Source organism: Anaerostipes caccae L1-92 (genome assembly GCF_014467075.1).
GTDB lineage: Bacteria > Bacillota > Clostridia > Lachnospirales > Lachnospiraceae > Anaerostipes > Anaerostipes caccae.
In genome coordinates this window covers 3,137,501-3,162,890 of record NZ_AP023027.1, presented here as the reverse complement: position 1 = coordinate 3,162,890, position 25,390 = coordinate 3,137,501, and the positions used below count along the sequence as shown (strand labels likewise).

Genomic DNA, 25,390 nt, shown 5'->3' with positions numbered 1-25,390 from the left:
TGATCAGAGAATTGCATCAGGAAAGGAGTAACCAATGGGAAATTGTTCATTAAAGGTCGGAGATGAATGTTCTTTTTGTAAACAAATCAGCAATGAGGATGTCCTGGCATTTGCAGAGGTGACGGGGGATAAGAATCCGCTGCATCTGGATGATGACTATGCGAAAGATACGGTATTTAAAGAGAGGATAGCTCATGGGATGATCAGTGCCGGAGTTATCTCGGCGGCCATTGCCATGAAGCTTCCGGGACCCGGTACCACATATCTGGGTCAGTCTCTGAAATTTACAGGACCTGTGAAGATTGGAGACACAGTCACAGCCAGTCTGAGGGTAAAGGAATTAAAAGAAAAAACTAAGTTTACGATCGCCACCATTACTACGACTTGTGTCAATCAGGAAGGCAGGGTTGTCGTGGAAGGGGAAGCAACCGTTATTCCGCCGGAGCATAAGGAGGATACAGCATGTCTAAATTAAGCAGTGCAGAAGAGGCAGTAAAACAGATCAAAGACGGCGACACGGTAGCGTTCAACGGATTTGCTTTCGGATTCGGGTTCGCTGAAGAAATAGCAAAGGCCTTGGGAAAACGCTATGAGGAGGAGGGGCATCCAAAAGAATTGACGCTCCTGTTTGGATCGGGCTGCGGAGACGGAGGAGCCCTTAAAGAGGATTTCGGCCTTGACCATTTGGCAAAAGAGGGAATGGTCAAACGAATCATCGCCGGGCATGTGGGACTGGCAAAGAAGCTGAGCAGGATGATCAATGAGAATAAGATCGCAGCTTATAATTTTCCGCAGGGTGTCGTTGCACATTTATTCAGGGCCATTGCAGGCGGCAAGCCCGGGGTGCTGACTCAGGTGGGATTAAAAACATTTGCAGATCCAAGAGTGGAAGGCGGCCGCATGAACCAGGCTGCTCAAGGCGAGAGCTTTGTGGAGGTTATGGAGGCAGCAGGGAAAGAATATCTTCTGTACCGTTCCATTCCTGTGGACGTCGCCATCATCCGCGGCACGGTGGGAGACGAGAAAGGGAATATGACGGTCGATAAAGAAGGCGTGCTTTTGGAAACACTTCATATCGCTGAGGCAGCCAGAAATTCCGGCGGAATCGTGATCGGCCAGGTAAAAGAGGTGGCAAAAGAGGGGACTTTGGACCCAAGAGAGATATATGTCCCGGGAATCATGGTTGATACATTGGTCAAAGCTAAACCAGAAAATCACCGTATGACTTGTATTCTTGACTATGATGCGTCTTTTACGGGAGAAGTAAAAGTGCCGTCTGACAGCATTGCTCCCATGGAAATGGGAATACGGAAGGTCATCGCAAAGCGGTGCGCCAAAGAGCTTCAGCTGGATACTACGATTAATCTGGGGATCGGGGTACCGGAAGGGGTCGCATCCGTTGCCCTGGAAGCAGGGATCGCAGACCGTCTGACAATGACGATCGAGGCCGGAGCGATCGGAGGCGTGCCTCAGGGAGGGCACAGCCTTGGAGCTGCTGCCAACGTAGAGGTGCTGATCGGCCAGCCGAATCTGTTTGACTTTTATGACGGCGGCGGACTTGACCTGACCTGCCTGGGGCTTGCACAGGCTGATGCCAAAGGAAATATCAATGTAAGCAAGTTTAACGGCAGGATGGTTGGCTGCGGAGGATTCGTAAATATTTCACAGAATACGAAAAACGTCATTTTCTGCGGTACATTTACGGCCGGAAAGTCGCTGATCGAAGTAAAAGACCGGGGACTTCAGATCGTACAGGACGGTGAGTTTACCAAGTTTGTGGACCGCGTGGAGCAGATTACCTTCAGCGGAGAATATGGCGTGCAGACCGGCCAGAATGTGCTGTATGTGACGGAACGGGCGGTGTTCAGACTGACGGAAGGCGGTCTGGAACTAATTGAGACAGCACCTGGAATCGATCTGGAAAAGCACATTTTAGACAAGATGGATTTCAAACCTTTGATATCACGGAATCTAAAAGAGATGGATGCAGATATATTTGACAACACCCCATTAAAGATCGGAGGCAGATAGTATGATTGGAATTGTTTTAGGGCTTGCGCTGCTGGTATTCCTGGCGTACAAGGGATATTCAATTATCTGGGTGGCTCCGGTATCCGCTATGGTTGTGGCGCTGACCGGGGGACTTTCTCTGCTACCTGCATATACAGACACCTATATGCAGGGGCTTGTAGATTTTGCCAAATCCTGGTTTCCAATGTTTCTTTTGGGAGCGATTTTCGGAAAGGCGATGGAAGTTACGGGGGCGGCTCATTCTGTGGCAAAAAAATTGTCCTCAATGATCGGAGCCCAGAGGGCAATCCTGGCGGTGATTATCAGCTGCGGTATTTTGGTCTATGGCGGAATTTCACTGTTTGTGGTTGTGTTTGCCATTTATCCGATTGCCGTATCCTTATTCCGGGAGGCTGATCTTCCGAGAAGACTGATCCCAGGGTGTATTGCCTGCGGTGCATTCACATTTTCCATGACCGCATTTCCCGGCAATCCCCAGCTGAATAATATCATTCCCACAAAATATTTCGGGACGAACGCAATGTCCGGGCCCGTCATGGGTATTGCGGGCGGGCTCGTCATGCTTGTGGGAGGTTATCTGTGGCTGTCTTACCGCGCAAAGAAAATGACTGCCGCTGGAGAACACTTTGATGAACCTGACAATATAAAGGAGAGTGCTTCAGAGGATCTGCCCAATCCGCTGCTGTCGGTTGTGCCACTGCTGATCGTTGTGGCATCACTGAATGTTCTGCCGATGTGGATCGCGTTTCCGGAAGATAAGAAGTCTACTTACGCCATCATCATTGCCCTGCTCCTGGGGATCGCCGCGTCTGTTCTTTTAAATCTGCGGAATTTGAAGGACATCATTGGCGCTGTCAGTGAAGGTGCCAACGGATCTGTCATGGCGATCATGAACACATCTGCGGCTGTGGGATTCGGTGCCGTGGTGAAAGCGGCTCCCGGATTTGCCGTGCTTACAAAGGCTGTCCTGGGCATCAAAGCAAGTCCTCTCATTTCGGAGGCGCTGGCTGTAACACTTCTGGCCGGAGCTACCGGATCATCCTCCGGAGGCATGGGCATCGCGCTGGAAGCATTGGGGCCGAAATATATGGAGATGGCCACATCTTTGAACATTGATCCGGGTGCTTTCCACCGTGTTGCATCCATCGCATCCGGGGGACTGGATTCTCTGCCGCACTGCGGGGCTGTCATCACACTGCTGGCCGTAGCGGGAATGACACATAAAAAATCTTATGCAGATATCGGAATGGTTACCTGTGTGATTCCGATTGTGGCAACCGTAGTTGTTGTGGCGATGGGGATGATGGGAATAGTGTGACATTTTGTACATGATTTCCGTTCGGCTCTTAGAATGCCTCACTCCAATCATGTACAAAATGAGCGTAATATCTGCCGGATAAGTAATTTGTTTAATAGCTCTTTTTTACTGAAGGTATATCCTGCATTGTTTTGCAAAGGCAAAGATTGAATAAAAATGAAAGTAAATGCAGAGTTTAAGAGAAGCCGTGATGAAAAATCATGGCTTTTCTCATGGGAAAATTAGCCGGATATGTCGGTTAGGTTTATGCATTGCTGTTTAGTTGAGGGTTGTAGCGGCTTTTTCTCAGTGTTATAATGGAACACATATTTGGAGGATGCTCTTTGTTTACAAAGAGATATCCGGACGTGGAGGTCGAAATGAAAAAACAATTCTCAAAAATCTTGATTGCAGTTCTGCTTGTGATCTCTCTCGGAGAGGGATTTCTTTTATACAGGACATATTCGGTATCGGGAGAAAATGTGGAGATCGCAAATAAACTGCAGCGCCTTAAAAAGACCGTGGATCAATACTATACCGGCGATGTGGATGAGGAGCAGCTGGAAAATTATACTTATAAAGGATATCTGGCAGGTCTGGGAGACCCATATTCCACTTATTATTCAGAGAGTGAATTTAAAGAACTGATGGACGCGACGAACGGTGTATTTTCAGGTGTGGGAATTTATCTTTCCCAGGATATTGTCACAGGTGAGATCAAGGTGATCAGGGTCATCAAGGGTGGTCCCAGTGACGGAAGCGGAATCAAGGCCGGAGACGTTCTGATCAAAGTGGACGGCAAATCTGTCGGTGACAAGGATCTGGATAAGGTCGTGGCAGAAGTAAAAGGAGAAGAAGGCACGAAGGTAAAACTTTCTTTTCTGCGCGGAAAAGAAAAGAAAGTAAAAAACTACACAATTACGAGAAAAAAGGTTGTGACTCAGACTGTTGAGACAAAAATGCTCGATGATGGTATTGGCTATTTGTCTATCTCTGAATTTGACGAAGTGACCGTTGGCCAATTTAAGAAAGGCATTAAACAGCTGCAGAGCAAAGGGATGAAGGCTTTAATTCTGGATGTCCGGAATAATCCGGGCGGACTGGTGGATTCTGTAGTGGATATCTGCGATGAACTGCTTGGTGAAGGCAGGATTGTGTCTATAAAGGATAAACAGGGCAAGGAAAAGGTACACCGTTCAGATGCAGAGCAGTCGGTAAAAGTTCCGGTCTGTGTCCTTGTGAACGGAGAGAGCGCCAGCGCATCTGAGATCTTGTCAGGAGCTGTGAAAGATCATAAGAGGGGAACCTTAGTAGGGGAAAAGACCTTCGGAAAAGGGATTGTGCAGGGATTCTTTAAATTGGGAGACGGTTCCTATGCAAAATTAACCTATGCGTCATATTATACGCCGTCAGGAGCAAATATCCATAAGAAGGGGATAAAACCTAATGTAAACATAAAAGATGACACCAAGACAAAAGCGGATGAACAGCTTTTAAGAGCGCAGCAGATTTTAAAGAAGAAGCTGAAGAAATAAAATTTTACAGGAACCGGAAAAGGAACGAAAGCATGAGAACGAAAAAGGATGGATTTACCTTAGTGGAACTGATCGTGGTTTTGCTGATTCTGGCTATACTGATCGCGGTGCTGATCCCCTCACTGACAGGGTATATCAGAAAAGCCAGGGAGAAAGCAGCTGTAGCTGAATGCAGAAATTGTGTCCAGGCGGCTCAGGCAATACTTTCGGAGCAGTATGGAGAACATGGCGCCGGAACATTGTCCGCTCCGTACAGTGACGTTCTTGCGCAGGCAGAAGAAAAAGGAACGATCCGGGAAATACGGTTTAACAGTGACTGTAAGGTGACTTATCTGAAATATACGTCTAAGGCAGAGATTACCGTGATTTATGAGAATGAAACTTACAGGATTGAAAAAGACGGCGGACCGGAAGAGGGTGAAGAATCTTCAAATGGAAGTGTCACGATTACCGACAGCAGCGGAAAAAAACATGAGCTTGGGACATCCGAAGATGCATGGGAACAGAAAAAAGACGCAATCAACAACGAGTATGGAGCAGGGTTCGGAAACGGTTTTTTGTATCAGGACAAAACCGGACTGTACGCTTCGGTCAATGACCCATATTTCGGAACCGATAAGAATAAGGATTTGACATTGGCAGATCTGGCCGCGCAAAATCCGAATCAGCTGATAAAAATTGATTCCAACACCAGACTATTCATTGAGGCAGATACAGAGAACGCGTCAGGTCCTTACTTAAAGGGCGTAAAGAGAGGCGACCTGTGTTTTGTGAACGGAAATTACTACATTGCTCCCGGAAATATCGGAGAGTGGGAAAAGCCGGGTCAGGGAAGCTGGATTAAGCTTAAGTTCTGATCATAAAGGCTGATTAAGAGGACTTCCTGAGCAGCATTGCTTTGGGAGTCTTTTTGTTTGCCTTTGGACCAGAACTGTGATAAAATTTATTAATATATATATGAGCAGAGTTTGGAGCTGAAGAGTCTTTCATAAATCTGCTGAAAAAGGGGAGAGCAGAATATATTATGAGGAGCAACAAATATGAGTTCAGATGAAAGAATTTACAGGCTCGTCTTCGAGTATTATGAAGCCAGGATTCTTTATGGATACTATAAATACGGGGAAAATCTGCCGTCGATATCGAAAATCTGTGCTGTATTTCACATGGCTCCGGCCACGGTCCGTGCGGGCTTGTCAGTATTGGAAAAACAGGGGTACATAAAAATCGATGCCAGAAAAGCATCGAAAGTGATTTATAAGTCAAATCCGGAAATGCGCAGAAGGAGTGCCGCTGAATATTTTGTACCGAGAAAGAAGGCAATACAGGATCTTCTTATGTCCAGTGAACTGCTGTTTGAATCGTGCCGGGTACTCGAATTGAATCAGTCAAATTTCGGGGAATGGGAAAAGTTCAGACCTTCATTCGAACAAAATACTGATCATACGGTACCCGTCACCTTCCAGTTCTGTCTAATGGCACTGCGTGCCCTGGATAACAGTCTGATCCTGAATCTTTACTGGGAGGTCCTTCGATTTCTGAAGTTTCCGTACTTAGCGGAGGACGAGATGCGGAATATTCGGCAGGAAAATTTTGAGGGAAAGTCTAAATCCGAGTGTATTGTTATGCTTACGGGTTATTTTAAGGACTGCTTTCATAAATCGGTAAAAAGGCTGTTTGATTTTATAGATGAAGCCCAGAGAGAGTTTGAATTGGAGCAGACAGAAACATTCTCTTTTCAGTGGAATATTTACCGGCAGAGACCGCAGTTTTGCTATACCTTAGTCTGCAGTGTGATAAGAGATATTAAAAATGGAATATATACAAAAGGAAGCTTTCTGCCGTCTCTGCCGAAGATGGCAAAGTATTATAAGGTCTCTGTCAGTACTGTGCGGCGGTCGTTAAGTATCCTAAGCAGCGCCGGACTCACAAAATCTTTTCAGGGCAAGGGGACTCAGGTCCTTCCCGAAGCCGTACAGGCAGACATCGGACGCCCGGAGATTCAGGACGGCCTCAGGATGTATCAGGAGAGCCTTCAGTTATTAAAACTAACGATAAAAAACGTTCTGCTCAGGACATTGGGCTGTGCACCGGACACCCAAAAACAAAAATTTGCAAAAAGATTTTCTGAACTTGTAAAAGCGGAAAAGGGATATTTGTGCATTGAGATCTGCCTTGCATTCATAGAGGAAGAATGTCCTTTATCGGGGATAAAGGAATGTTACAGAAAACTGCGGGAACTGACTGCGTGGGGATATCCGTTTGCCGTTCATCGTCTGAAGGATGAAGCATACTATGAAGCATTCCAGAAAATAATGGAACATGCCGCCGGGCATCTCGGAAGAGATGAGATTTCCGGATTTGCAGACTGCCTTGAAATGCTGCTTCAACAGGAAGAAAAAAATATAAGAGAAATTGCCGTAGATTGATCAGGATAAGAGCTCCCATGGAATAAAAATGTTCTGGGGGCTGTGCACAGATGCATGAGGAAAGGGATTTGTATGCTATCTCAAAAAAAGATATTAGTAGTGGAAGATAATGAACTGAACCGCCAGCTGCTGTGCCAGATACTGGGTTCTGAGTATGATGTTCTCGAGGCAGAAAACGGAGAAGAGGCCCTGGAAGTATTAAAACAGTATGGGGAGGGTATTTCACTGATTCTTCTTGACATTGTCATGCCGGTTATGGACGGATATACATTTTTATCTGTTATGAAAGAGAATTCGGAGTATTCCTCAATCCCGGTGATCGTAACGACTCAAAATGATGCAGAGTCCGACGAACTGGCAGCATTATCTCATGGGGCTTCTGATTTTGTGGCCAAGCCTTACAGACCCCAGATCATCCTGCACCGTGTGGCCGGCCTTATCAATCTGAGGGAGACCGCTGCCGTGGTGAATCAGGTGAAATACGACCGTCTGACGGGACTGTACAGTAAGGAGTTTTTTTATCAGCTTATGAAGGATATACTGATGCGGAATCCGGACGACAGGTATGATGTCATATGTTCTGATATCGAAAATTTTAAACTTATCAATGATGTATTTGGAAACACTACTGGAGACCAGCTGCTCTGCGGCATTGCACATATGTATGAGCAGGAAGTGAAGGGGATGGGAATCTGCGGAAGGCTGAATGCAGACCAGTTTGTCTGTATGATAGAACATAGGGAAGATTACAGAGATGATATTTTCCGGAAAGCCAATGAACAGATTAATAATCTTCTGGACGGCGGGACGATTGTGATGAAGTGGGGAATTTACTCGGCGGCGGACCGGATGCTGTCTGCTGAGCAGATGTGTGACCGGGCACTTCTGGCTGCCCGCAGTATTAAAGGACAGTATGGAAAATATTATGCATTATACGACGATAAACTTCGCAGCAGTCTTCTGCATGACCAGGCCATCGCGGACAGTATGGAGGACGCCCTGTCCGGAGACCAGTTTCAGATCTATCTACAGCCCAAATACCGGATTATAGACGGAGCTCTGGCCGGGGCAGAGGCATTGGTGCGCTGGGAACACCCGGAGTGGGGAGTCCAGTCACCGGCAAATTTTATTCCTCTTTTTGAGAAAAACGGATTTATAACGAAAATGGACCAATATGTTTGGGAGAAGACATGCAGAGTGCTTCAGGAATGGGAAGACAAGGGTTATCCACAGATTCCGGTATCTGTAAATGTTTCAAGGGCAGATATTTTTAACGCAGATTTATCCTGTATTCTCCAGAGATCCGTCAAAAAATACGGACTGCACCCTTCCAGGCTGCATTTGGAGATTACAGAGAGTGCATACACAGAAACCCCTTCCCAGATCATAGATACCGTTGCGCATCTGAGGGAGATGGGATTTGTGATAGAAATGGATGATTTCGGGAGCGGTTATTCTTCACTGAACATGCTGAACAATCTGCCCATCGATATACTCAAGCTGGATATGCAGTTTATCCAGAGCGAAACGGCCAAGCCAGTCAGCCAGGGAATCATGAAATTTATTATCAGTCTGGCACGATGGATGCATCTGAGTGTTGTGGCGGAAGGGGTTGAGACGAAGGAGCAGCTGTCCAGACTGGAAGAGGCTGGATGCGATTATGTGCAGGGTTATTATTTTGCAAAGCCTATGCCGTGCCGTGAGTTTGAAAAGCTGCTGGCAGAGGAGTCTGTCAGTACATTGTTCAAAAACAAAAAAGAGGAGTCTGAGCCGGAGGAAAAGAAAGAAGTCCTGATCCTTGCCGAAGAGGACAGTACCTTCAGAAAACAGATAAAGAGCGGGCTTAAAAAGGAGTTCTGCGTGTTCGAAGCCTGTGACGGCAGAGAAGTCCTGCGTCTTTTGTCATGGTATAAAAAAAGGATCGCCGGTGTTATATTGAGTCTTACACTGCCGGGGCCGGATGTGCTGGCTGTGGCAGAGCAGATGAAGAGAGACAGGGATCTTGAAAGTATACCGGTCATTGTCTCCTCAGAGCCGGACCCGGAAGCAGAGGAGAAAGCCCTGGAGGCTGGAGCAGATGATTTTATCGGCAGTCCATTTGCCGTGAAAAGTTTGCTGAAAAGGCTCCGGAGAACCCGTGAGGCCATTCATCTGCGTGCTCGTGAAGAACTATTTCAGGCAGATCAGGGATTGTACCACGGGAAAGAAGAAGGCAGAGAAAGCTGCAGTTTATGGGGGGAAGAAGGATATGGAGGAACAAAGAAACGCATCTGAAGCTGTACGGGATTTATGCAGATGCTGGTTCGAGCAGCGGGATGCAGAAAAAACAGCCGGATATCTGTCTGAGGATATCAGTTTCATCGGAACCGGAGAAAGAGAATATGCCTTTGGCAGGGAAGAAATGGTTCGGTATCTGCATCAGGATATTGAGGAGATACCCGAGCCGTTCAAAATAAGCATTTCTGTGGTTTGCGAACAGGTGCTCGGCGAAGGTGTCGTCATGATTTCTCAGGAAATGATACTTTCCAACTCCGTTTACGCATGGAGTCTGAGGGGGCTGTTTAATCTGGAGCAGACCAGGGAGAGCTGGCTTGTGCGGAGTATTCATTTTTCGGAGTCGGCGGTGAGTCAGGGGGAAGCAGAGCATTATCCGAAAACACTGGTGGTGGAGAATTTGTCTTCCCAGCGTCAGCAGATCTTGAACGATTCACTTGCAGGAGGGATGATCGGCGGATACCTGGAAACAGGATTTCCATTTTATTTTATAAACCGCAGAATGTTAAGTTATCTTGGATATGACAGAGAAGACGAATTCATTTCTGATATACAGGGCATGCTGCCCAACAGCATACACCCCGGGGACCGGGAGAAAGCCGTCGCCGATGCTAAATCCAGCTGGATGGCGGAGACGAATATACACTGGAATACCGTATGAGAAAAAAAGACGGTTCCTATATATGGGTGCACGATGTTGCACATAAGGTTGTGACAGAAGATGACCGTGATGCCATTATATCGGTCTGTATTGATGTTACGGCACAGAAAAAGGCCCAGAACGAGATTGTACATATTTACAATAATATCCCCGGTGCCGTGTTTCGCTGCCGGTTTGATGATAAGTTTTCTGTCATAGCGGCGAATGACGGGCTGTTTGATTTCATAGGTTATACCCGCGAAGAATTTGCCGCCATGGGAAATCATATGGCAGCAGTGATTCATCCAGATGATATGGCCGTAATGAAAGAAAAACTGCAGGAACAGCTGAAATACGGCAGCACGATCCACAATGAGAACAGGCTGATCCGTAAAGATGGAGAGATCGTATGGATTTCGATCCAGGCGCAGCTGTTTACGGAAGAAGATGGAGAACATCATTTTTACTGTGTATTCGTTGACATTACGGAAGAAAAGCTTTTGCAGGACAGAGTCAGGGAAGTATATGAGAAGGAACTGGCTTATTTTGCAGATATGTCATTGAATGGAGGCAGCATCCAGGGAAGAATGAATGTAACGCAGAATGTTGTGGAGAACTATGTGGCATCTGAGGAAGCCGGAGTGACGGAGATTGGCAGGAGTTATCAGTATACGATAGAAAAGGTGGCAGAGTCAGCATCAGATCCCGTCTACGGCAATCAAATCAGAGAAGAAATGCGGCGGGAAAAAGTTATAGCAGACTATGCGGCGGGAAAGGTGGATTATAATTTTCATTATCTCAGAAAACGCAGCGACGGCAGTGTGTTCTGGAGCAGTACGAACTTCCGATCTTATCTAAATCCGGAAACAGGAGATATCATCATTTTCTTCTACACTTCAGATGAGACGGAGCAGAAAATGCAGGAGAAACTGCTCAGTAAGATTACAGATCTGGACTATGATATGATCGCCGACATTGATATTGTAAAGGACAATTACCGCCTGCTTTCCTTTGATCTGAAGGCAAATAATACGATACCAATGCAGGGAAAATTTCAGCAGGAGATCCGCGGTCTTGCAAACCGTTTTATGGATGAGGAAGCCCGGAGGATTTATCTGGGTAATCTTGACTACAACTACATGATTCGCAAACTGTTAGAAGATGAATCTTATTCTTTTATGATGGAAATGAGGGATCAGCAGGGGAATCTTCAGGTGAAGCGGTGTGAAGTTTTCTACATTGACAGGGATCTCGGACGTGTCTGCCTTGCCAGGGTCGATGTGACAGAGATTGTGAGACAGGAACAGCGGCAGAAACAGGAACTGGCCGCTGCGCTGGCCGGTGCCGAGCAGGCCAATGCGGCTAAATCTGATTTTCTGTCCCGTATGAGCCATGAAATCCGAACGCCGATGAATGCAATCATTGGAATGTGCACCATAGCGGCTCAGTCTATCGGCAATGAAACTAAAGTGGAGGACTGTATTTCAAAGATTGGAATTTCATCCAGGTACCTTCTGTCTTTAATCAATGACATCTTAGACATGAGCCGGATCGAGAGCGGAAAGATGCTGCTGAAAAATGAAAAGATTCCGATGGAGGAGTTTATAAACGGCATCAATTCCATCTGTTATGCCCAGGCAGATGCAAAAGGCGTTGATTATGACTGCGTCGTAGATCCGATGATCGATGATTACTATATTGGAGACGCAATGAAGCTCCAGCAGGTTTTGATCAATATTATCGGGAATGCGGTCAAGTTTACCGAGGAGGGCGGAAAAATCACGTTTTCTACGCTGCGCCTCAAAAAAACGAAAAATGATGTGACTCTGCGTTTCATAATAAATGACACCGGAGTGGGAATGGATGAAGAGTTTCTTCCCCACATTTTTGAAACATTTTCACAGGAGAGTACCGGGATTACTTCTGTCTATGGCGGCACGGGGCTTGGACTCGCCATTTCTAAAAGCATCGTGGATATGATGGACGGAAGGATTAACGTGCGCTCCATAAAAGGGGTGGGATCAGAATTTACCGTGGATGTGAAGCTTGGAATCACAGAAGAAGAAAAACTGCGTCATCATCAGAAACAGCATAGCTATAATTTTGATCACCTCAGTACGCTTGTGGTGGACGATGATGTGACTGTATGCGAGAGTGCGGTAGTGACTTTAAAAGAAATGGGGATCAAGGCAGAGTGGGTAGACAGCGGATACAAAGCGGTGGAACGGGTACGGCACCTGTGGGATATCGGTAATTATTTTGACATGATTCTCATTGACTGGAAGATGCCGGAGATGGACGGTATTGAAACCGCCCGCCGTCTGCGCAGGATTGTAGGCCCTGAAGTAACGATCATCATCATGACAGCATATGACTGGATTTCCATCGAACAGGAAGCTAAGACCGCAGGGGTCAATCTTCTTATGAGCAAGCCGATGTTTAAATCTTCTCTGATTTCAGCTTTTACAAAAGTGCTCGGGCAAAAAGAGGAAGAAAAAATTCCGGAAGAAAAAATAGATTTTGAGTTTAACGGCAGGAGGATTCTTCTGGTTGAGGACAACGCACTGAATACGGAAATTGCAAAGATGCTGCTGGAAGTAAAGGGATTTGCCGTTGAAACGGCAGAAAATGGTCTTCGTGCCATGGAAATGTTCAGTAAATCCGAGCAGGGGCATTACGATGCGATCCTCATGGATATCCGGATGCCGATCATGGATGGTCTTGCTGCTGCTGCCAATATCCGGAATTTGAGCAACGAAGATGCTCAGGATATTCCGATCATAGCCATGACAGCCAATGCATTCGACGATGATGTGGAGAAAAGTAAGGCGGCTGGGATGAATGCTCATCTGGCGAAGCCAATCGAGCCGGACAGATTATACAGGACATTATATGATTTTATATACGGCGGTGAAGAATAGGCATATTCAAATTTGATAGTACAGAACAAACATTCGAATTTGTTCTGTACTTTTTTCGTGGGGTCTGATATAATCAAGTCTGATACACAGAGTATGACATTTTCCACATGATTTCCGTTCGGCTCTTAGAATGCCTCACTCCAATCATGTGGAAAATGGACATATTATCTGCTGGAGCAGGCTGCTTAGAAGTCAAAGGTGCCACTTTTCGAAAGTTATTTACCGCTATTGGAGGAGCGCATTTCTAAGCGCGCCTACCCTAAGGGTATAAAGTGCAGTGTGCCCTGTGGGTATGATATTTCAGTGAATGGGAATCATAATTATGGGAATTTCTATCCCTTTTTTCAATATACGGAGGTGTATATTTATGGATCATTTTGAATTGGTATCTGAATTTGAGCCTACCGGGGATCAGCCGGAAGCGATCAGACAGCTGGTTTCCGGATTTAAGCAGGGGAATCAGTTTGAAACGCTGTTAGGGGTTACAGGTTCAGGAAAAACGTTTACAATGGCAAATGTCATTCAGGAATTAAATAAACCTACACTGATCATTGCCCATAACAAGACTCTGGCAGCACAGCTCTACAGTGAATTTAAAGCATTTTTTCCACATAATGCGGTGGAATATTTTGTGAGTTACTATGATTATTATCAGCCGGAGGCCTATGTGCCTTCCACAGATACCTATATTGAAAAAGACTCTTCCGTCAACGATGAGATTGATAAACTGAGACACAGCGCCACAGCCGCTCTCATAGAGAGGAAGGATGTGATCGTAGTATCCAGTGTTTCCTGTATCTACGGGATAGGAAGCAAGGAAAATTACTCTGAGATGATGATTTCCTTAAGACCCGGTATGGAGAAGGACAGGGATCAGGTGATCGATGAACTGATCAATATTCAGTACGTCCGAAACGAACTGGATTTTAAAAGGGGAACCTTCCGGGTGAAAGGTGATGTTCTGGAGATTCTTCCGGTCTCTACATTTGAGGAGGCTGTCCGGGTAGAGTTTTTTGGAGACGAGATCGACAGGATCGTGGAATTTGATGTTCTCACGGGAGAGGTCAAGAGAAGCATTAACTTTCTCGCCATATTTCCTGCATCCCACTACGTAGTGCCTCAGGAACAGATTGAGCAGGCCATCGTCAATATCAAACAGGAGCTGGCCGAGAGGGTGAAATATTTTCAGGAAAATGACCAGCTGATCGAGGCACAGAGGATTGCGGAACGAACGAATTTTGATATAGAGATGCTGAGGGAGACCGGGTTCTGTTCCGGCATCGAGAATTATTCCAGGCATCTGACCGGGGGTAAACCAGGGGAACCGCCAAGCACGCTGATCGATTTCTTTGGGGATGATTTTCTCGTGATCGTGGACGAGTCCCATATCACAGTGCCGCAGATCGGCGGAATGTATTCCGGAGATCAGTCCAGAAAGTCTACCCTGGTGGATTTCGGATTCCGTCTGCCGTCCGCGAAGGATAACCGACCGCTGGAATTCAGCGAATTTGAGAGCAAGATCGATCAGATGATGTTTGTTTCCGCAACGCCGAGCAAGTATGAAGCAGAGCATGAACTTCTCAGGGCAGAACAGATCATCCGCCCGACCGGACTTTTAGATCCGCCGATCGATGTGCGTCCGGTAAAAGGACAGATTGACGACCTTTTATCTGAAGTGCATAAAGAGACGGAACAGGGACATAAAGTTCTGGTTACCACTCTCACAAAGCGGATGGCGGAGGAGCTGACCGATTACATGAGGGAGGTTGGAATCCGTGTTAAATATCTGCATTCTGATATTGATACTCTTGAGCGTACAGAGATCGTCAGGGATTTGAGGATGGACGTGTTTGATGTGCTTGTCGGCATCAATCTGCTGAGAGAGGGACTGGATATTCCGGAGATCACACTCGTCGCGATCTTGGATGCAGATAAAGAAGGCTTTTTAAGATCAGAGACTTCTCTGGTGCAGACAGTGGGCCGTGCGGCGCGAAACAGTGAAGGACATGTTATCATGTACGCCGACAATATGACGGATTCCATGGAAGCCGCCATCAGTGAGACAAACCGCAGACGGGCGATCCAGGATCAGTACAATAAAGAGCACGGTATTACACCGCAGACGATTCAGAAGGATATACGTGATCTGATCAAGATTTCCGATGAGGAAGAAGCAGAGCAGTCCAATGAAAAAGATATCGAGTCTATGAACAAGAAAGAACTGAAGGAAAATATTGAACGGCTCACCAAGAAGATGAACAGGGCGGCGGCAGAGCTGAACTTTGAGGAGGCCGCAGCGCTGCGGGATGAGCTGAAAGAATATAAAATTGCTTACAGAGATTATGATAAGTAAGGAGATACTATGAAGAAGGATGTTATCCGGATCAGAGGAGCGAAAGAACATAATTTAAAAAATGTGGATTTACAAATACCCAGGAACGAGTTCGTTGTTCTCACAGGACTGAGCGGTTCCGGGAAATCCTCCCTGGCATTCGATACAATTTATGCGGAAGGGCAGAGGAGATATATGGAGTCTCTGTCCTCCTATGCAAGACAGTTTCTCGGACAGATGGAAAAGCCGGATGTAGACAGTATTGAAGGTCTGTCGCCCGCTATTTCCATCGACCAGAAATCTACCAACCGAAATCCCAGGTCCACAGTGGGCACAGTGACGGAAATTTATGATTATTTCCGTCTGCTGTACGCCAGGATCGGGATTCCGCACTGCCCTAAGTGTGGGAAACCGATCAGCAGACAGACCGTAGACCAGATGGCAGACCGGATCATGGAACTTAAAGAGGGAACAAAGTTTCAGCTTCTGGCGCCGATCGTCCGCGGAAGGAAGGGAAGGCACGAAAAGATTTTCTCAAATGCCAAGAGAAGCGGGTATGTCCGTGTCAGGGTTGATGGAAACATTTATGATCTGGAGGAAGAGATCACACTGGACAAAAATAAAAAGCACAGCATTGAGATCGTTGTGGACCGGCTGGCAGTGCGCCCGGGGATTGAAAAGAGACTGACGGATTCTATTGAGACAACGCTGGACCTGGCGGACGGATTAATGACTGTGGATATTATTGGAGGAGAACCGATGAATTTCAGCCAGAGTTTTTCCTGTCCTGACTGTGATATCAGCATTGACGAGATTGAGCCGAGAAGCTTTTCTTTTAACAATCCGTTCGGAGCCTGCCCGGTATGTCACGGTCTCGGATATAAGATGGAATTTGATGTGGATCTTATGATTCCTGACCCAAAACTGAGCATTGCGGAAGGTGCGATTCAGGTGATGGGCTGGCAGTCCTGTACAGACAAGAAAAGTTATACCCGGGCGATCCTCGATGCTCTTGCAAAAGAATATAAATTTGACCTAAACACACCTTTTAAAGACTATCCGAAAAAGATCAGAGACGTGATTCTTTACGGAACAAATGGAAAAGAAGTGAAGGTTCATTATACAGGCCAGAGGGGACAGGGTGTTTATGATGTATCCTTTGAAGGTCTGATCAGGAATGTAGGCCGAAGATACCGGGAATCCTCTGAATCTATGAAGGCAGAGTACGAAAATTACATGACGGTCACCCCATGTGAGGAGTGTCACGGACAGAGACTGAAGGCAGAGTCACTGGCTGTGACTGTGGCAGGAAAAAATATTGCGGAAATGTGTGACATGTCTGTGGGAGAAATTTCTGTCTTTTTGGACGAGATGGAACTGACAGACCGGCAGCAGTTTATTGGAAGCCAGATTTTAAAGGAAATTAAGGCCAGAGTAGGGTTCCTCAACAATGTGGGGCTTGAATACCTGACACTTTCCAGGGCAACCGGAACACTTTCCGGGGGAGAAGCCCAGAGAATACGCCTTGCAACCCAGATCGGATCGGGTCTTGTGGGTGTGGCATATATTTTGGACGAACCAAGCATCGGTCTGCATCAGAGAGACAATGACAAACTCATCAATACCCTGAAAAATTTAAAAGATCTGGGAAATACCCTGCTGGTCGTGGAACACGATGAGGATACGATGCTGGCAGCGGATCATATTGTGGACGTTGGACCCGGAGCCGGAGAGTACGGCGGTGAGATTGTAGCCCAGGGAACCGCCCAGCAGATCATGAAGAATAAAAAATCCATCACCGGTGCATATCTTAGCGGAAGGATTAAAATACCGGTTCCGGAGGAGCGCAGAGAGCCTTCCGGCTGGATGAAGGTAATTGGTGCCAGAGAGAATAACCTCAAAAATATCGATGTGGATATCCCTCTGGGAATCTTTACCTGTGTGACCGGTGTATCCGGTTCCGGGAAGAGTTCTCTGATTAATCAGATTGTTTATAAGAGACTGGCGAAAGAGCTGAACCGTGCAAAAATCAAGGCGGGAAAACACACAGACATCGAAGGCTTTGACCAGCTGGATAAGATCATCGATATTGACCAGTCTCCGATCGGACGGACACCGAGATCAAATCCTGCGACTTACACGGGTGTATTTGATCAGATCAGAGATTTGTTTGCCATGACAAAGGACGCAAGAAGCCGCGGATACAATAAAGGTAGGTTCAGCTTTAATAAAAAGGGCGGAAGATGTGAGGCATGCGCCGGGGACGGGATCATTAAGATCGAGATGCATTTCCTTCCGGATGTGTATGTTCCCTGTGAAGTGTGTCAGGGAAAGAGGTACAACAGAGAAACACTGGAAGTTCTCTACAAAGGAAAGAGCATTTATGATGTCCTGAATATGACGGTTGAGGAAGCCTGTGAATTCTTTTCAAATATTCCGAGCATCAGCCGGAAGATGGAGACGCTGAGAGATGTGGGTCTTTCCTATATCCGTCTGGGGCAGCCTTCCACCCAGCTTTCCGGGGGAGAAGCCCAGAGAATCAAACTGGCTACGGAACTGAGCAAACGGAGTACAGGAAAGACAATCTATATTCTGGATGAACCTACTACAGGACTTCATTTTGCAGATGTCCATAAGCTGGTGGATATTTTGAGCAAGCTGACGGAAGGCGGCAATACCGTCATTGTCATCGAGCACAATCTGGAAGTCATAAAGACTGCGGATTATATTATCGACATAGGGCCGGAAGGCGGAAATAAGGGAGGAACTGTTGTAGCCCAGGGTACTCCTGAGGAGATATGTAAAGCAGAACAGTCTTATACCGGAAAATACCTGAAAAAATATCTGGATAAATAATAAACTGCCGGACATGCGGTGAGCATGCCGGCAGTTTTTGTACGTCGGTTTCGATGCAGCTAATCTTCCATTTGCTTACCGAGGAAAGATGCACCTATTTTTGCGATGGTCAGGTCCTGTTCATTCATTTTGTTTTCATTGGAAAGAATACAGACCAGTCCGATAGCATCTCCTTCGGCAATAATCGTAGCCACAGCCTGATTTGTAAATTCATCAGGAAAATCGGAGATGATCGGAACAAAATTCTGATCTCCCTTGGCTGCGCTGAACTGTCCGCGGTCAATGATGATCTGTTCTGCCTGCTCATGCAGGAGTTTTCCGGACAGTTTTTTTCCGTTCGGACCTGCGGCGGCGATGACGGAATCCTGATCACAGATACAGATTGTATGAGGAAGGGTTGCAGCTATGGACTCAGCGTACTGTTTTGCTATCTGCCCCATTTCCCCGATCGGAGAATATTTTTTTAGAATAATGCTTCCGTCGTGTTCCGTAAATATCTCCAAAGGATCACTTTCTCTGATATGCATTGTCTTGCGGATTTCTTTCGGAATTACGATCCTTCCCAAGTCATCAATACGTCGTACTATTCCTGTTGCTCTCATGTGTTTACGTCTCCTCTCACAAACATATATTTTCCCATGTGGATATTGTTTGCATCGGGAGAAAAAATATACCAAAACTCTTTTTACTATGATATAATTAAAAACTAGAGCGAGATGAAAAGCATAAATTCAATGATAAAAGATAAAGGAGTAAGAGATGAATTTTAAAATTAGATTAACTGCAAAAGATCTGTATCAGTTCTCTATGACCCATGCATATAATGGACAGTCAGGGATTTTTACAGTTATCTGCGTTTTAGTCGGGATTATGATGGTATTCCGCGGCACAGCAGCCGGAGGCGGAATGTATTATGCAATGCTTGGAGTATTAATGATCGCACTTTTCACGATCGTCACACCGCTTATTTTGTATATGAAGGCAAAGAAACAGGCAGCAGGGAATCCAATGTATCAAAACGAAACGGAATATGATCTTCAGGAAGACGGAATTCATGTGGTAATGGGAGATCAAACGGGCATCATTCCCTGGAATCAGATCTTCAAGATCAGACACAGCAGAGGAATGTATATTTTATATACAGGAAAACAAAGTGCATTTATCTATCCTGATGCAGCACTCGGAGAACAGAAAGATGAGATCATGAATTATATTTATCAGCATGTACCGGCCAGTACAAAGCTTCCAAAGTATGCAAAGAGGTCTTAGTATGACAGAAAGCTTCAGTTATGAGGATACATTTCGTACAGGCTTCCTGCTGGGAGAAAAGGCCGGACCTGGAGATGTGTACTGTCTCTGCGGAGATTTAGGAGTCGGCAAGACAGTCTTTACCCAGGGATTTGCAAAGGGTCTTGGAGTAGAGGAACCTGTGCAGAGTCCTACTTTTACGATCGTGCAGGAGTATGAAGAAGGACGTCTGCCTTTTTACCATTTCGATGTCTACCGCATTGGGGATGTGGAGGAGATGGACGAAATTGGATATGAAGATTACATTTACGGGCAGGGAGTTTCTCTGATTGAGTGGGCCAACTTGATTGAGGAGATCCTGCCTGAACATTATACGAAGATTACGATTTCCAAAAACCTGGAACGGGGATTTGATTACCGGGAAATTAAGATTGAGGAGATATAGATGAAGATTTTAGCGTTGGATAGTTCAGGGCTTGTGGCATCGGCTGCTTATCTTGTGGACGGTGTAATGGTTGCAGAGTATACGGTCAATGATAAACTTACCCATTCACAGACGCTGCTTCCCATGCTGGATGTGATGAGAAAACAGGTGGGATTTGAGCTGACGGAACTGGATGCTGTTGCAGCAGCCATGGGGCCGGGCTCTTTTACCGGGCTTCGGATCGGGGCAGCCACAGTAAAAGGGCTCGGCCTGGCTCTGGACAAGCCGGTTATTCCGGTCCCGTCCGTGGACGGCCTGGCTTTTCAGCTGTACGGAGCGCAGGGAATCATCTGTCCCATCATGGATGCAAGAAGGAATCAGGTTTATACCGGATTTTACCGTTTTGAGCGCGGACAGTTTAAAGTAATAAAAGAACAATGTGCCCAGAGCATGCAGGATACGCTGGATCAGCTGGATCAGCTGGCGGATTTTGAGGATACGGTAATTTTCCTGGGGGATGGGGTGCCTGTCCATAGGGAAACGATCTCAGAACAGTTGGGTGAAAAGGCTTTTTTTGCTCCTGAATTTGCGGGGCGGCAGAGAGCCGGTGCAGTGGGGGCACTGGCCGGTATCTATTACCAACAGGGAAAGTTTGTCACGGCAGATGATTTTGAGCCTGAATATTTACGAAAGTCCCAGGCTGAAAGGGAAAGAGAAGAACGGCTGAAACATGAAGAAACCAATATTTGAGGTAAGAGAAAAGGATCTTGCGATGATTGCAGAGCTGGAAAAGCAGTGTTTTTCAGATCCGTGGTCTCTCCGCACGATCGAGGACGCCTTCAGACAAAAGGATTATTTTATATATGTATGGCGTGACATGAAACGCGTCAGCGGTTATGTCATAGGCCGCCTGGCGGCAGATGAGGGAGAACTGCTCAGAGTTGGTGTTCTGCCTTTTATACGGAATTTCGGCATTGGAGCACGGCTGGTCCGCGTTCTGCAGGAGGAGCTTGCAAAAAGATTTGTCTCCGCTGTATATCTGGAAGTGAGAGAATCCAACAAGCCGGCGATCCGCATGTATAAAAAGCAGGGATTTATCGTTCAGGGCCGGCGACCCAAATATTACCGGAATCCGATGGAAGACGCTGTTTTAATGCGCTGGGACGTTCCGGCCCAGTCATTACCAGTAGTATCGGAAGAAAAACCTTCTTATAATGAGACCCATAAGGAGGAGAATGAGATGAAGTGCAACTTATGTGGTCGAACAATCAAAGAGAAGGAAGATTTTTTTAAAGGTGAGAAGGAGTGGGGATATTTTTCAGGCAAAGATCTGGAATGCCATGAATTTTATCTTTGCGAACATTGTTATGATGAACTGGTAAAAAAATTTAAAATACCGGTTTCTGTGAAAGAAAAGAAAGAAGTCTTGACTTAGAAAAAGGATGTAAAATGTTAGATGTATGTTTATTAGGTACCGGGGGCATGATGCCTCTTCCATATCGGAAACTGACGGCGTGCATGACCAGGTTCAATGGCCATGACGTGCTGATTGACTGCGGCGAAGGAACACAGGTGGCGATCAAAGAACGGGGGTGGAGTGTGAAGCCTCTGGATGCCATCTGTTTTACGCATTTTCACGCAGACCATATCAGCGGACTTCCGGGTCTTTTGCTGACACTTGGAAATGCCGAGCGGACGGAACCGTTATTGATCATTGGGCCGAAAGGTGTGGAGCGGGTCGTACAGTCCTTAAGGGTCATTGCTCCGGATCTCCCGTTTGAGATCGAATTTTTGGAATTATCCGGCAAACAACAGGTGATTCCTATGGACGGATATCAGATCGAGGCGTTCCGGGTACAGCATAACATTATGTGCTATGGATATAATATGATCATACCGAGAGCCGGAAAATTCGATCCGGAAAAGGCAAGGCTGAACGACATCCCGATGAAGTACTGGAGCCGTCTTCAGAAAGGCGAGACGATAGAAGCCGACGGACGTATCTTAACCAGTGATATGATCCTCGGTGAATCAAGAAAAGGGATTAAACTGACTTATTGTACGGACACAAGACCTGTCCCTTTCATAGCAGAAAATGCCCGTGGTGCAGATCTGTTCATCTGTGAGGGCATGTATGGGGAAGAAGGCAAAGAGAAAAAGGCAAAAGAGTATAAACATATGACATTTTATGAAGCTGCAAGGCTTGCGAAACAGGCAGATGTGGGTCAGCTCTGGCTGACCCATTACAGCCCGTCTTTGGTAAGACCAGAGGAATTTATGGGAAAGGTCAGAGAAATCTTTCCGAGATCCAAGGCCGGAAAGGACGGAAAAACGGTTACTTTGGATTTTTGTGAGGAATAGGGAGCGGACAATGGATAAAAATATTAAAATACTGGCAATTGAATCTTCCTGCGATGAGACTGCCGCCGCAGTAGTGGAAAATGGGAGAAGTGTCAAATCCAATATTATTTCATCACAGATAGAACTACATAAGCTGTACGGCGGAGTCGTACCGGAGATCGCATCGAGAAAACATATCGAAAAGATCAACTATGTGATCAGAGAGGCGCTGAATGAGGCGGGTGAGACTTTGGATTCTATTGATGCGGTAGCAGTTACCTATGGACCAGGACTCGTTGGAGCTTTGCTCGTGGGTGTAGCGGAGGCAAAGGCAATCGCTTTTGCTAAAAACAAGCCCCTGGTAGGGGTGCATCATATTGAAGGGCATATTTGTGCCAATTATATAGAACACCACGAGCTGGAACCTCCGTTTTTATGTCTTGTTGTATCCGGCGGACATACACATCTGGTGGATGTAAAAGATTACGGTGTCTATGAAATCATCGGGCGTACTAGGGACGATGCTGCGGGAGAGGCCTTTGACAAGGTGGCCAGGTCCATCGGTCTCGGCTATCCTGGAGGTCCAAAGATCGAAGCTCTGGCAAGAGAAGGCAATAAAGAAGCGATTAAGTTTCCAAGGGCAAAAGTGGACGATGCGCCGAATGATTTCAGTTTCAGCGGACTGAAGTCCTCTGTTCTGAATTATCTGAATAAGTGTGAGATGAAGGGGGAAGAAGTAAACCGGGCAGATGTGGCGGCTTCTTTTCAGGAAGCTGTTGTGGATGTGCTCAGTACTCACGGCGTTGAAGCGGCAAAGAATCTCGGCTACCGGAAACTTGCGATTGCCGGGGGAGTGGCTTCCAACGGAGCTTTCAGGGAGAAAATTCAGACCAGATGCCGGGAAGCAGGAATTGCATTTTATCATCCATCACCCATATTATGTACAGATAACGCGGCAATGATCGGAGCTGCAGGGTATTATGAATATATGAACGGAGCCAGAAGCGGCTGGGATCTGAATGCGGTTCCGGGGTTGAAGATCGGCCAGAGATAAACAATTAGGAGATGCCATGAAGGAGAAAATCGTAGCCATAGTACTTGGCGCGGGAGAAGGGAAACGCATGGGGAGCGGGATTCCCAAACAGTATATGATCATTAAGTCGAGACCTCTGATCTACTACGCCCTGAAAGCTTTTGAACACAGTCCGGTGGATGAAGTCATCTTAGTAACCGGAGAGGATGAGATTGACTACTGTCAGAAATATATTGTAGACAAATATCAGTTTGAAAAGGTGAGCAGAATCGTAGCCGGCGGCCGGGAGCGGTACGAGTCTGTCTATCTCGGGCTGAGAAGCATTGGAGAGGCAGACTATGTCTTGATTCACGACGGAGCGAGGCCGATGCTGAATGCCGATATTATACGGAAATGTATTATCAATGTGCGCAGGCATAAAGCTTGTGTGGTCGGTATGCCTTCAAAAGATACAATCAAGGTTGTAGACAATGACACTTATGCTGTTTCGACACCTCCAAGAAGAAAGCTCTGGCAGGTCCAGACTCCTCAGTGTTTTGATTTTAATCTGATCTATGATGCCTATCAGAAGTTGATGGACAGCGGAGATACTACGGCAACCGATGACGGTATGGTACTTGAAAATTATGGAGATCAGAGAGTTAAAGTGAAGCTTATTGAAGGAAGTTATGACAATATTAAGGTGACAACTCCCGAGGATGTGAGAATCGCAGGAAGCCTTGTGAAGGCCAGAAAACTGTTCCGGTTCCTGCACAATGTCCATGATAAGATTATTTATCTGCAGATGAAGATACTGCAGAAGCGGTTTTTTACAAAAAAGAAAAAATAGTTTACAGATTTTATTCTAAGTATTTTAAAAATAATCAGATACATTTCATGTGCAGTGACAGACGAAAATCTGCCTGATTGCGGCATGAGTCCGTCAGATACCAAAAAAATAAACTTTTTTCAAAAAACTTGTTGACAAGTGTAGGAGCGTTTGGTATTATATACAAGCGTCACCGAGAGAGGCGCTCAAAAAACAAACAAAACAAGTACCTGGAGAGGTATCGAAGTGGTCATAACGAGGCGGTCTTGAAAACCGTTTGTCCGCAAGGGCGCGTGGGTTCGAATCCCACCCTCTCCGTTACTTTGAAGATCAGCATTAGCTGACAGCAAAGTACTTAGGGACGCTTGGAGAAGTACCCAAGTGGCTGAAGGGGCTCGCCTGGAAAGTGAGTAGGTCGTTAATAGCGGCGCGAGGGTTCAAATCCCTCCTTCTCCGTTGGAACTTTGACAAGAGGTTCTGAAAGATAAGTTTGAGTGCAGTGTGCACTTCGGAAGTTTCACTTCCTCGGTCGCGGCAGAGCCGCTTATATAAAAAGGTAAATCGTATACGCTTAGAAGAATGAATTCTTCACGCGATACACTTCATTTTTTATGCACACAATACTACAAACGCGAACATTGACAACTAAACAATAAGACAACCTTGAAAATTCTAAGAGATTTTCAGTATCTTTTGAAAAAGATACACGAGCGTTCTTTATATAAAGGACACAGTAAAACAAGGATAAAAAAGCTAGCGCTTTTTAGATCTAAGATTGAACATGAGAGTTTGATCCTGGCTCAGGATGAACGCTGGCGGCGTGCTTAACACATGCAAGTCGAACGAAGCATTTAGGATTGAAGTTTTCGGATGGATTTCCTATATGACTGAGTGGCGGACGGGTGAGTAACGCGTGGGGAACCTGCCCTATACAGGGGGATAACAGCTGGAAACGGCTGCTAATACCGCATAAGCGCACAGAATCGCATGATTCAGTGTGAAAAGCCCTGGCAGTATAGGATGGTCCCGCGTCTGATTAGCTGGTTGGTGAGGTAACGGCTCACCAAGGCGACGATCAGTAGCCGGCTTGAGAGAGTGAACGGCCACATTGGGACTGAGACACGGCCCAAACTCCTACGGGAGGCAGCAGTGGGGAATATTGCACAATGGGGGAAACCCTGATGCAGCGACGCCGCGTGAGTGAAGAAGTATTTCGGTATGTAAA

At 46.2% G+C, this 25,390-nt stretch carries 19 protein-coding genes, 2 tRNA genes and 1 rRNA gene (1 of these 22 only partly in view); 21 read left to right on the top strand and 1 reads right to left on the bottom strand.

The genetic code is table 11. The features are described 5' to 3' along the window. Positions 1–34: 34 nt before the first annotated feature. The 11 genes from ANCC_RS15440 to uvrA all read left to right on the top strand — a co-directional run bounded on the left by ANCC_RS15440 (position 35) and on the right by uvrA (position 18,312). Positions 35–475: a MaoC family dehydratase gene (locus ANCC_RS15440; RefSeq protein WP_006568567.1), complete on the top strand. Its 441-nt coding sequence runs from the start codon at positions 35–37 to the stop codon at positions 473–475. Then, complete coding sequence (locus tag ANCC_RS15435; RefSeq protein ID WP_039946964.1) at positions 463–2,031, top strand: acyl CoA:acetate/3-ketoacid CoA transferase; 1,569 nt, start codon at positions 463–465, stop codon at positions 2,029–2,031. The genes ANCC_RS15440 and ANCC_RS15435 overlap by 13 nt, the downstream gene beginning before the upstream one ends. 1 nt (position 2,032) lies before the next feature. Next, on the top strand, positions 2,033–3,349 hold the full coding sequence (locus ANCC_RS15430) for a GntP family permease (RefSeq protein WP_006568569.1): 1,317 nt from the start codon (positions 2,033–2,035) through the stop codon (positions 3,347–3,349). Between the two features lie 323 nt (positions 3,350–3,672). Further along, positions 3,673–4,863: a S41 family peptidase gene (locus ANCC_RS15425; protein WP_233458290.1), complete on the top strand. Its 1,191-nt coding sequence runs from the start codon at positions 3,673–3,675 to the stop codon at positions 4,861–4,863. A gap of 32 nt (positions 4,864–4,895) precedes the next feature. Next, positions 4,896–5,720 (top strand): type II secretion system protein, encoded by an 825-nt coding sequence (locus ANCC_RS15420; protein ID WP_006568571.1) that lies wholly within the window; start codon positions 4,896–4,898, stop codon positions 5,718–5,720. 183 nt (positions 5,721–5,903) lie between these two features. Next, positions 5,904–7,289, top strand: coding sequence for a GntR family transcriptional regulator (locus ANCC_RS15415; RefSeq protein ID WP_006568573.1), 1,386 nt, complete (start codon positions 5,904–5,906; stop codon positions 7,287–7,289). Positions 7,290–7,361: 72 nt separating this feature from the next. After that, positions 7,362–9,563 carry an EAL domain-containing protein gene (locus tag ANCC_RS15410; RefSeq protein ID WP_083774661.1) on the top strand — a complete coding sequence of 734 codons (2,202 nt, stop codon included), beginning with the start codon at positions 7,362–7,364 and terminating at the stop codon, positions 9,561–9,563. After that, entirely contained in the window at positions 9,538–10,224 is a 687-nt protein-coding gene (locus ANCC_RS18080; protein WP_006568575.1) for a nuclear transport factor 2 family protein, read from the top strand. Before ANCC_RS15410 ends, ANCC_RS18080 begins: the two co-directional genes overlap by 26 nt. Next, positions 10,221–13,124, top strand: coding sequence for a response regulator (locus tag ANCC_RS15400; protein WP_006568576.1), 2,904 nt, complete (start codon positions 10,221–10,223; stop codon positions 13,122–13,124). Before ANCC_RS18080 ends, ANCC_RS15400 begins: the two co-directional genes overlap by 4 nt. A gap of 367 nt (positions 13,125–13,491) precedes the next feature. Continuing rightward, entirely contained in the window at positions 13,492–15,477 is a 1,986-nt protein-coding gene (gene uvrB, locus ANCC_RS15395; RefSeq protein ID WP_009289898.1) for an excinuclease ABC subunit UvrB, read from the top strand. Between the two features lie 9 nt (positions 15,478–15,486). After that, positions 15,487–18,312, top strand: coding sequence for an excinuclease ABC subunit UvrA (gene uvrA / locus ANCC_RS15390; RefSeq protein WP_006568579.1), 2,826 nt, complete (start codon positions 15,487–15,489; stop codon positions 18,310–18,312). 59 nt (positions 18,313–18,371) lie between these two features. Here uvrA and ANCC_RS15385 read toward each other — a convergent pair whose 3' ends face one another. Beyond that, positions 18,372–18,914: a stage V sporulation T C-terminal domain-containing protein gene (locus ANCC_RS15385; RefSeq protein WP_006568580.1), complete on the bottom strand. Its 543-nt coding sequence runs from the start codon at positions 18,912–18,914 to the stop codon at positions 18,372–18,374. A gap of 157 nt (positions 18,915–19,071) precedes the next feature. Between ANCC_RS15385 and ANCC_RS15380 the strand changes: the two genes are divergently transcribed. From ANCC_RS15380 to ANCC_RS15335, 10 genes are all read left to right on the top strand, one after another. Continuing rightward, positions 19,072–19,581 (top strand): YcxB family protein, encoded by a 510-nt coding sequence (locus ANCC_RS15380; RefSeq protein ID WP_006568581.1) that lies wholly within the window; start codon positions 19,072–19,074, stop codon positions 19,579–19,581. A gap of 1 nt (position 19,582) precedes the next feature. Continuing rightward, entirely contained in the window at positions 19,583–20,005 is a 423-nt protein-coding gene (tsaE, locus tag ANCC_RS15375; protein WP_009289895.1) for a tRNA (adenosine(37)-N6)-threonylcarbamoyltransferase complex ATPase subunit type 1 TsaE, read from the top strand. Next, positions 20,006–20,734 carry a tRNA (adenosine(37)-N6)-threonylcarbamoyltransferase complex dimerization subunit type 1 TsaB gene (gene tsaB, locus ANCC_RS15370; protein WP_006568583.1) on the top strand — a complete coding sequence of 243 codons (729 nt, stop codon included), beginning with the start codon at positions 20,006–20,008 and terminating at the stop codon, positions 20,732–20,734. After that, complete coding sequence (gene rimI, locus ANCC_RS15365) at positions 20,715–21,419, top strand: ribosomal protein S18-alanine N-acetyltransferase (protein ID WP_022260983.1); 705 nt, start codon at positions 20,715–20,717, stop codon at positions 21,417–21,419. The genes tsaB and rimI overlap by 20 nt, the downstream gene beginning before the upstream one ends. A 14-nt stretch (positions 21,420–21,433) precedes the next feature. Next, positions 21,434–22,345: a ribonuclease Z gene (locus tag ANCC_RS15360; RefSeq protein WP_156340730.1), complete on the top strand. Its 912-nt coding sequence runs from the start codon at positions 21,434–21,436 to the stop codon at positions 22,343–22,345. 10 nt (positions 22,346–22,355) lie between these two features. Beyond that, the gene (gene tsaD, locus ANCC_RS15355) at positions 22,356–23,378 is read left to right on the top strand and encodes a tRNA (adenosine(37)-N6)-threonylcarbamoyltransferase complex transferase subunit TsaD (protein WP_006565408.1); all 1,023 of its coding nucleotides are present in this window, start codon (positions 22,356–22,358) and stop codon (positions 23,376–23,378) included. A 16-nt stretch (positions 23,379–23,394) separates the two neighbouring features. Continuing rightward, positions 23,395–24,186: a 2-C-methyl-D-erythritol 4-phosphate cytidylyltransferase gene (ispD, locus tag ANCC_RS15350; RefSeq protein WP_006565409.1), complete on the top strand. Its 792-nt coding sequence runs from the start codon at positions 23,395–23,397 to the stop codon at positions 24,184–24,186. A gap of 211 nt (positions 24,187–24,397) precedes the next feature. Continuing rightward, positions 24,398–24,483: transfer RNA gene (locus tag ANCC_RS15345), tRNA-Ser, on the top strand. 49 nt (positions 24,484–24,532) lie between these two features. After that, positions 24,533–24,621 (top strand) — tRNA-Ser (locus ANCC_RS15340). Positions 24,622–24,942: 321 nt separating this feature from the next. Then, positions 24,943–25,390: ribosomal RNA gene (locus ANCC_RS15335) — 16S ribosomal RNA — on the top strand; it runs 1,086 nt beyond the window's last position.

Bases quoted from the DNA above. Each gene is read 5' to 3' on its own strand.
- ANCC_RS15380 (WP_006568581.1), top strand. From the start codon at position 19,072: ATGAATTTTAAAATTAGATTAACTGCAAAAGATCTGTATCAGTTCTCT.
- ANCC_RS15415 (WP_006568573.1), top strand. From the start codon at position 5,904: ATGAGTTCAGATGAAAGAATTTACAGGCTCGTCTTCGAGTATTATGAA.
- ANCC_RS15440 (WP_006568567.1), top strand. From the start codon at position 35: ATGGGAAATTGTTCATTAAAGGTCGGAGATGAATGTTCTTTTTGTAAA.
- ANCC_RS15360 (WP_156340730.1), top strand. From the start codon at position 21,434: ATGTTAGATGTATGTTTATTAGGTACCGGGGGCATGATGCCTCTTCCA.
- rimI (WP_022260983.1), top strand. From the start codon at position 20,715: ATGAAGAAACCAATATTTGAGGTAAGAGAAAAGGATCTTGCGATGATT.
- ANCC_RS15420 (WP_006568571.1), top strand. From the start codon at position 4,896: ATGAGAACGAAAAAGGATGGATTTACCTTAGTGGAACTGATCGTGGTT.
- uvrB (WP_009289898.1), top strand. From the start codon at position 13,492: ATGGATCATTTTGAATTGGTATCTGAATTTGAGCCTACCGGGGATCAG.
- tsaB (WP_006568583.1), top strand. From the start codon at position 20,006: ATGAAGATTTTAGCGTTGGATAGTTCAGGGCTTGTGGCATCGGCTGCT.
- ANCC_RS15430 (WP_006568569.1), top strand. From the start codon at position 2,033: ATGATTGGAATTGTTTTAGGGCTTGCGCTGCTGGTATTCCTGGCGTAC.
- ANCC_RS15410 (WP_083774661.1), top strand. From the start codon at position 7,362: ATGCTATCTCAAAAAAAGATATTAGTAGTGGAAGATAATGAACTGAAC.
- ANCC_RS15385 (WP_006568580.1), bottom strand. From the start codon at position 18,914: ATGAGAGCAACAGGAATAGTACGACGTATTGATGACTTGGGAAGGATC.
- ANCC_RS18080 (WP_006568575.1), top strand. From the start codon at position 9,538: ATGGAGGAACAAAGAAACGCATCTGAAGCTGTACGGGATTTATGCAGA.
- tsaD (WP_006565408.1), top strand. From the start codon at position 22,356: ATGGATAAAAATATTAAAATACTGGCAATTGAATCTTCCTGCGATGAG.
- uvrA (WP_006568579.1), top strand. From the start codon at position 15,487: ATGAAGAAGGATGTTATCCGGATCAGAGGAGCGAAAGAACATAATTTA.
- tsaE (WP_009289895.1), top strand. From the start codon at position 19,583: ATGACAGAAAGCTTCAGTTATGAGGATACATTTCGTACAGGCTTCCTG.
- ANCC_RS15400 (WP_006568576.1), top strand. From the start codon at position 10,221: ATGAGAAAAAAAGACGGTTCCTATATATGGGTGCACGATGTTGCACAT.
- ANCC_RS15435 (WP_039946964.1), top strand. From the start codon at position 463: ATGTCTAAATTAAGCAGTGCAGAAGAGGCAGTAAAACAGATCAAAGAC.
- ispD (WP_006565409.1), top strand. From the start codon at position 23,395: ATGAAGGAGAAAATCGTAGCCATAGTACTTGGCGCGGGAGAAGGGAAA.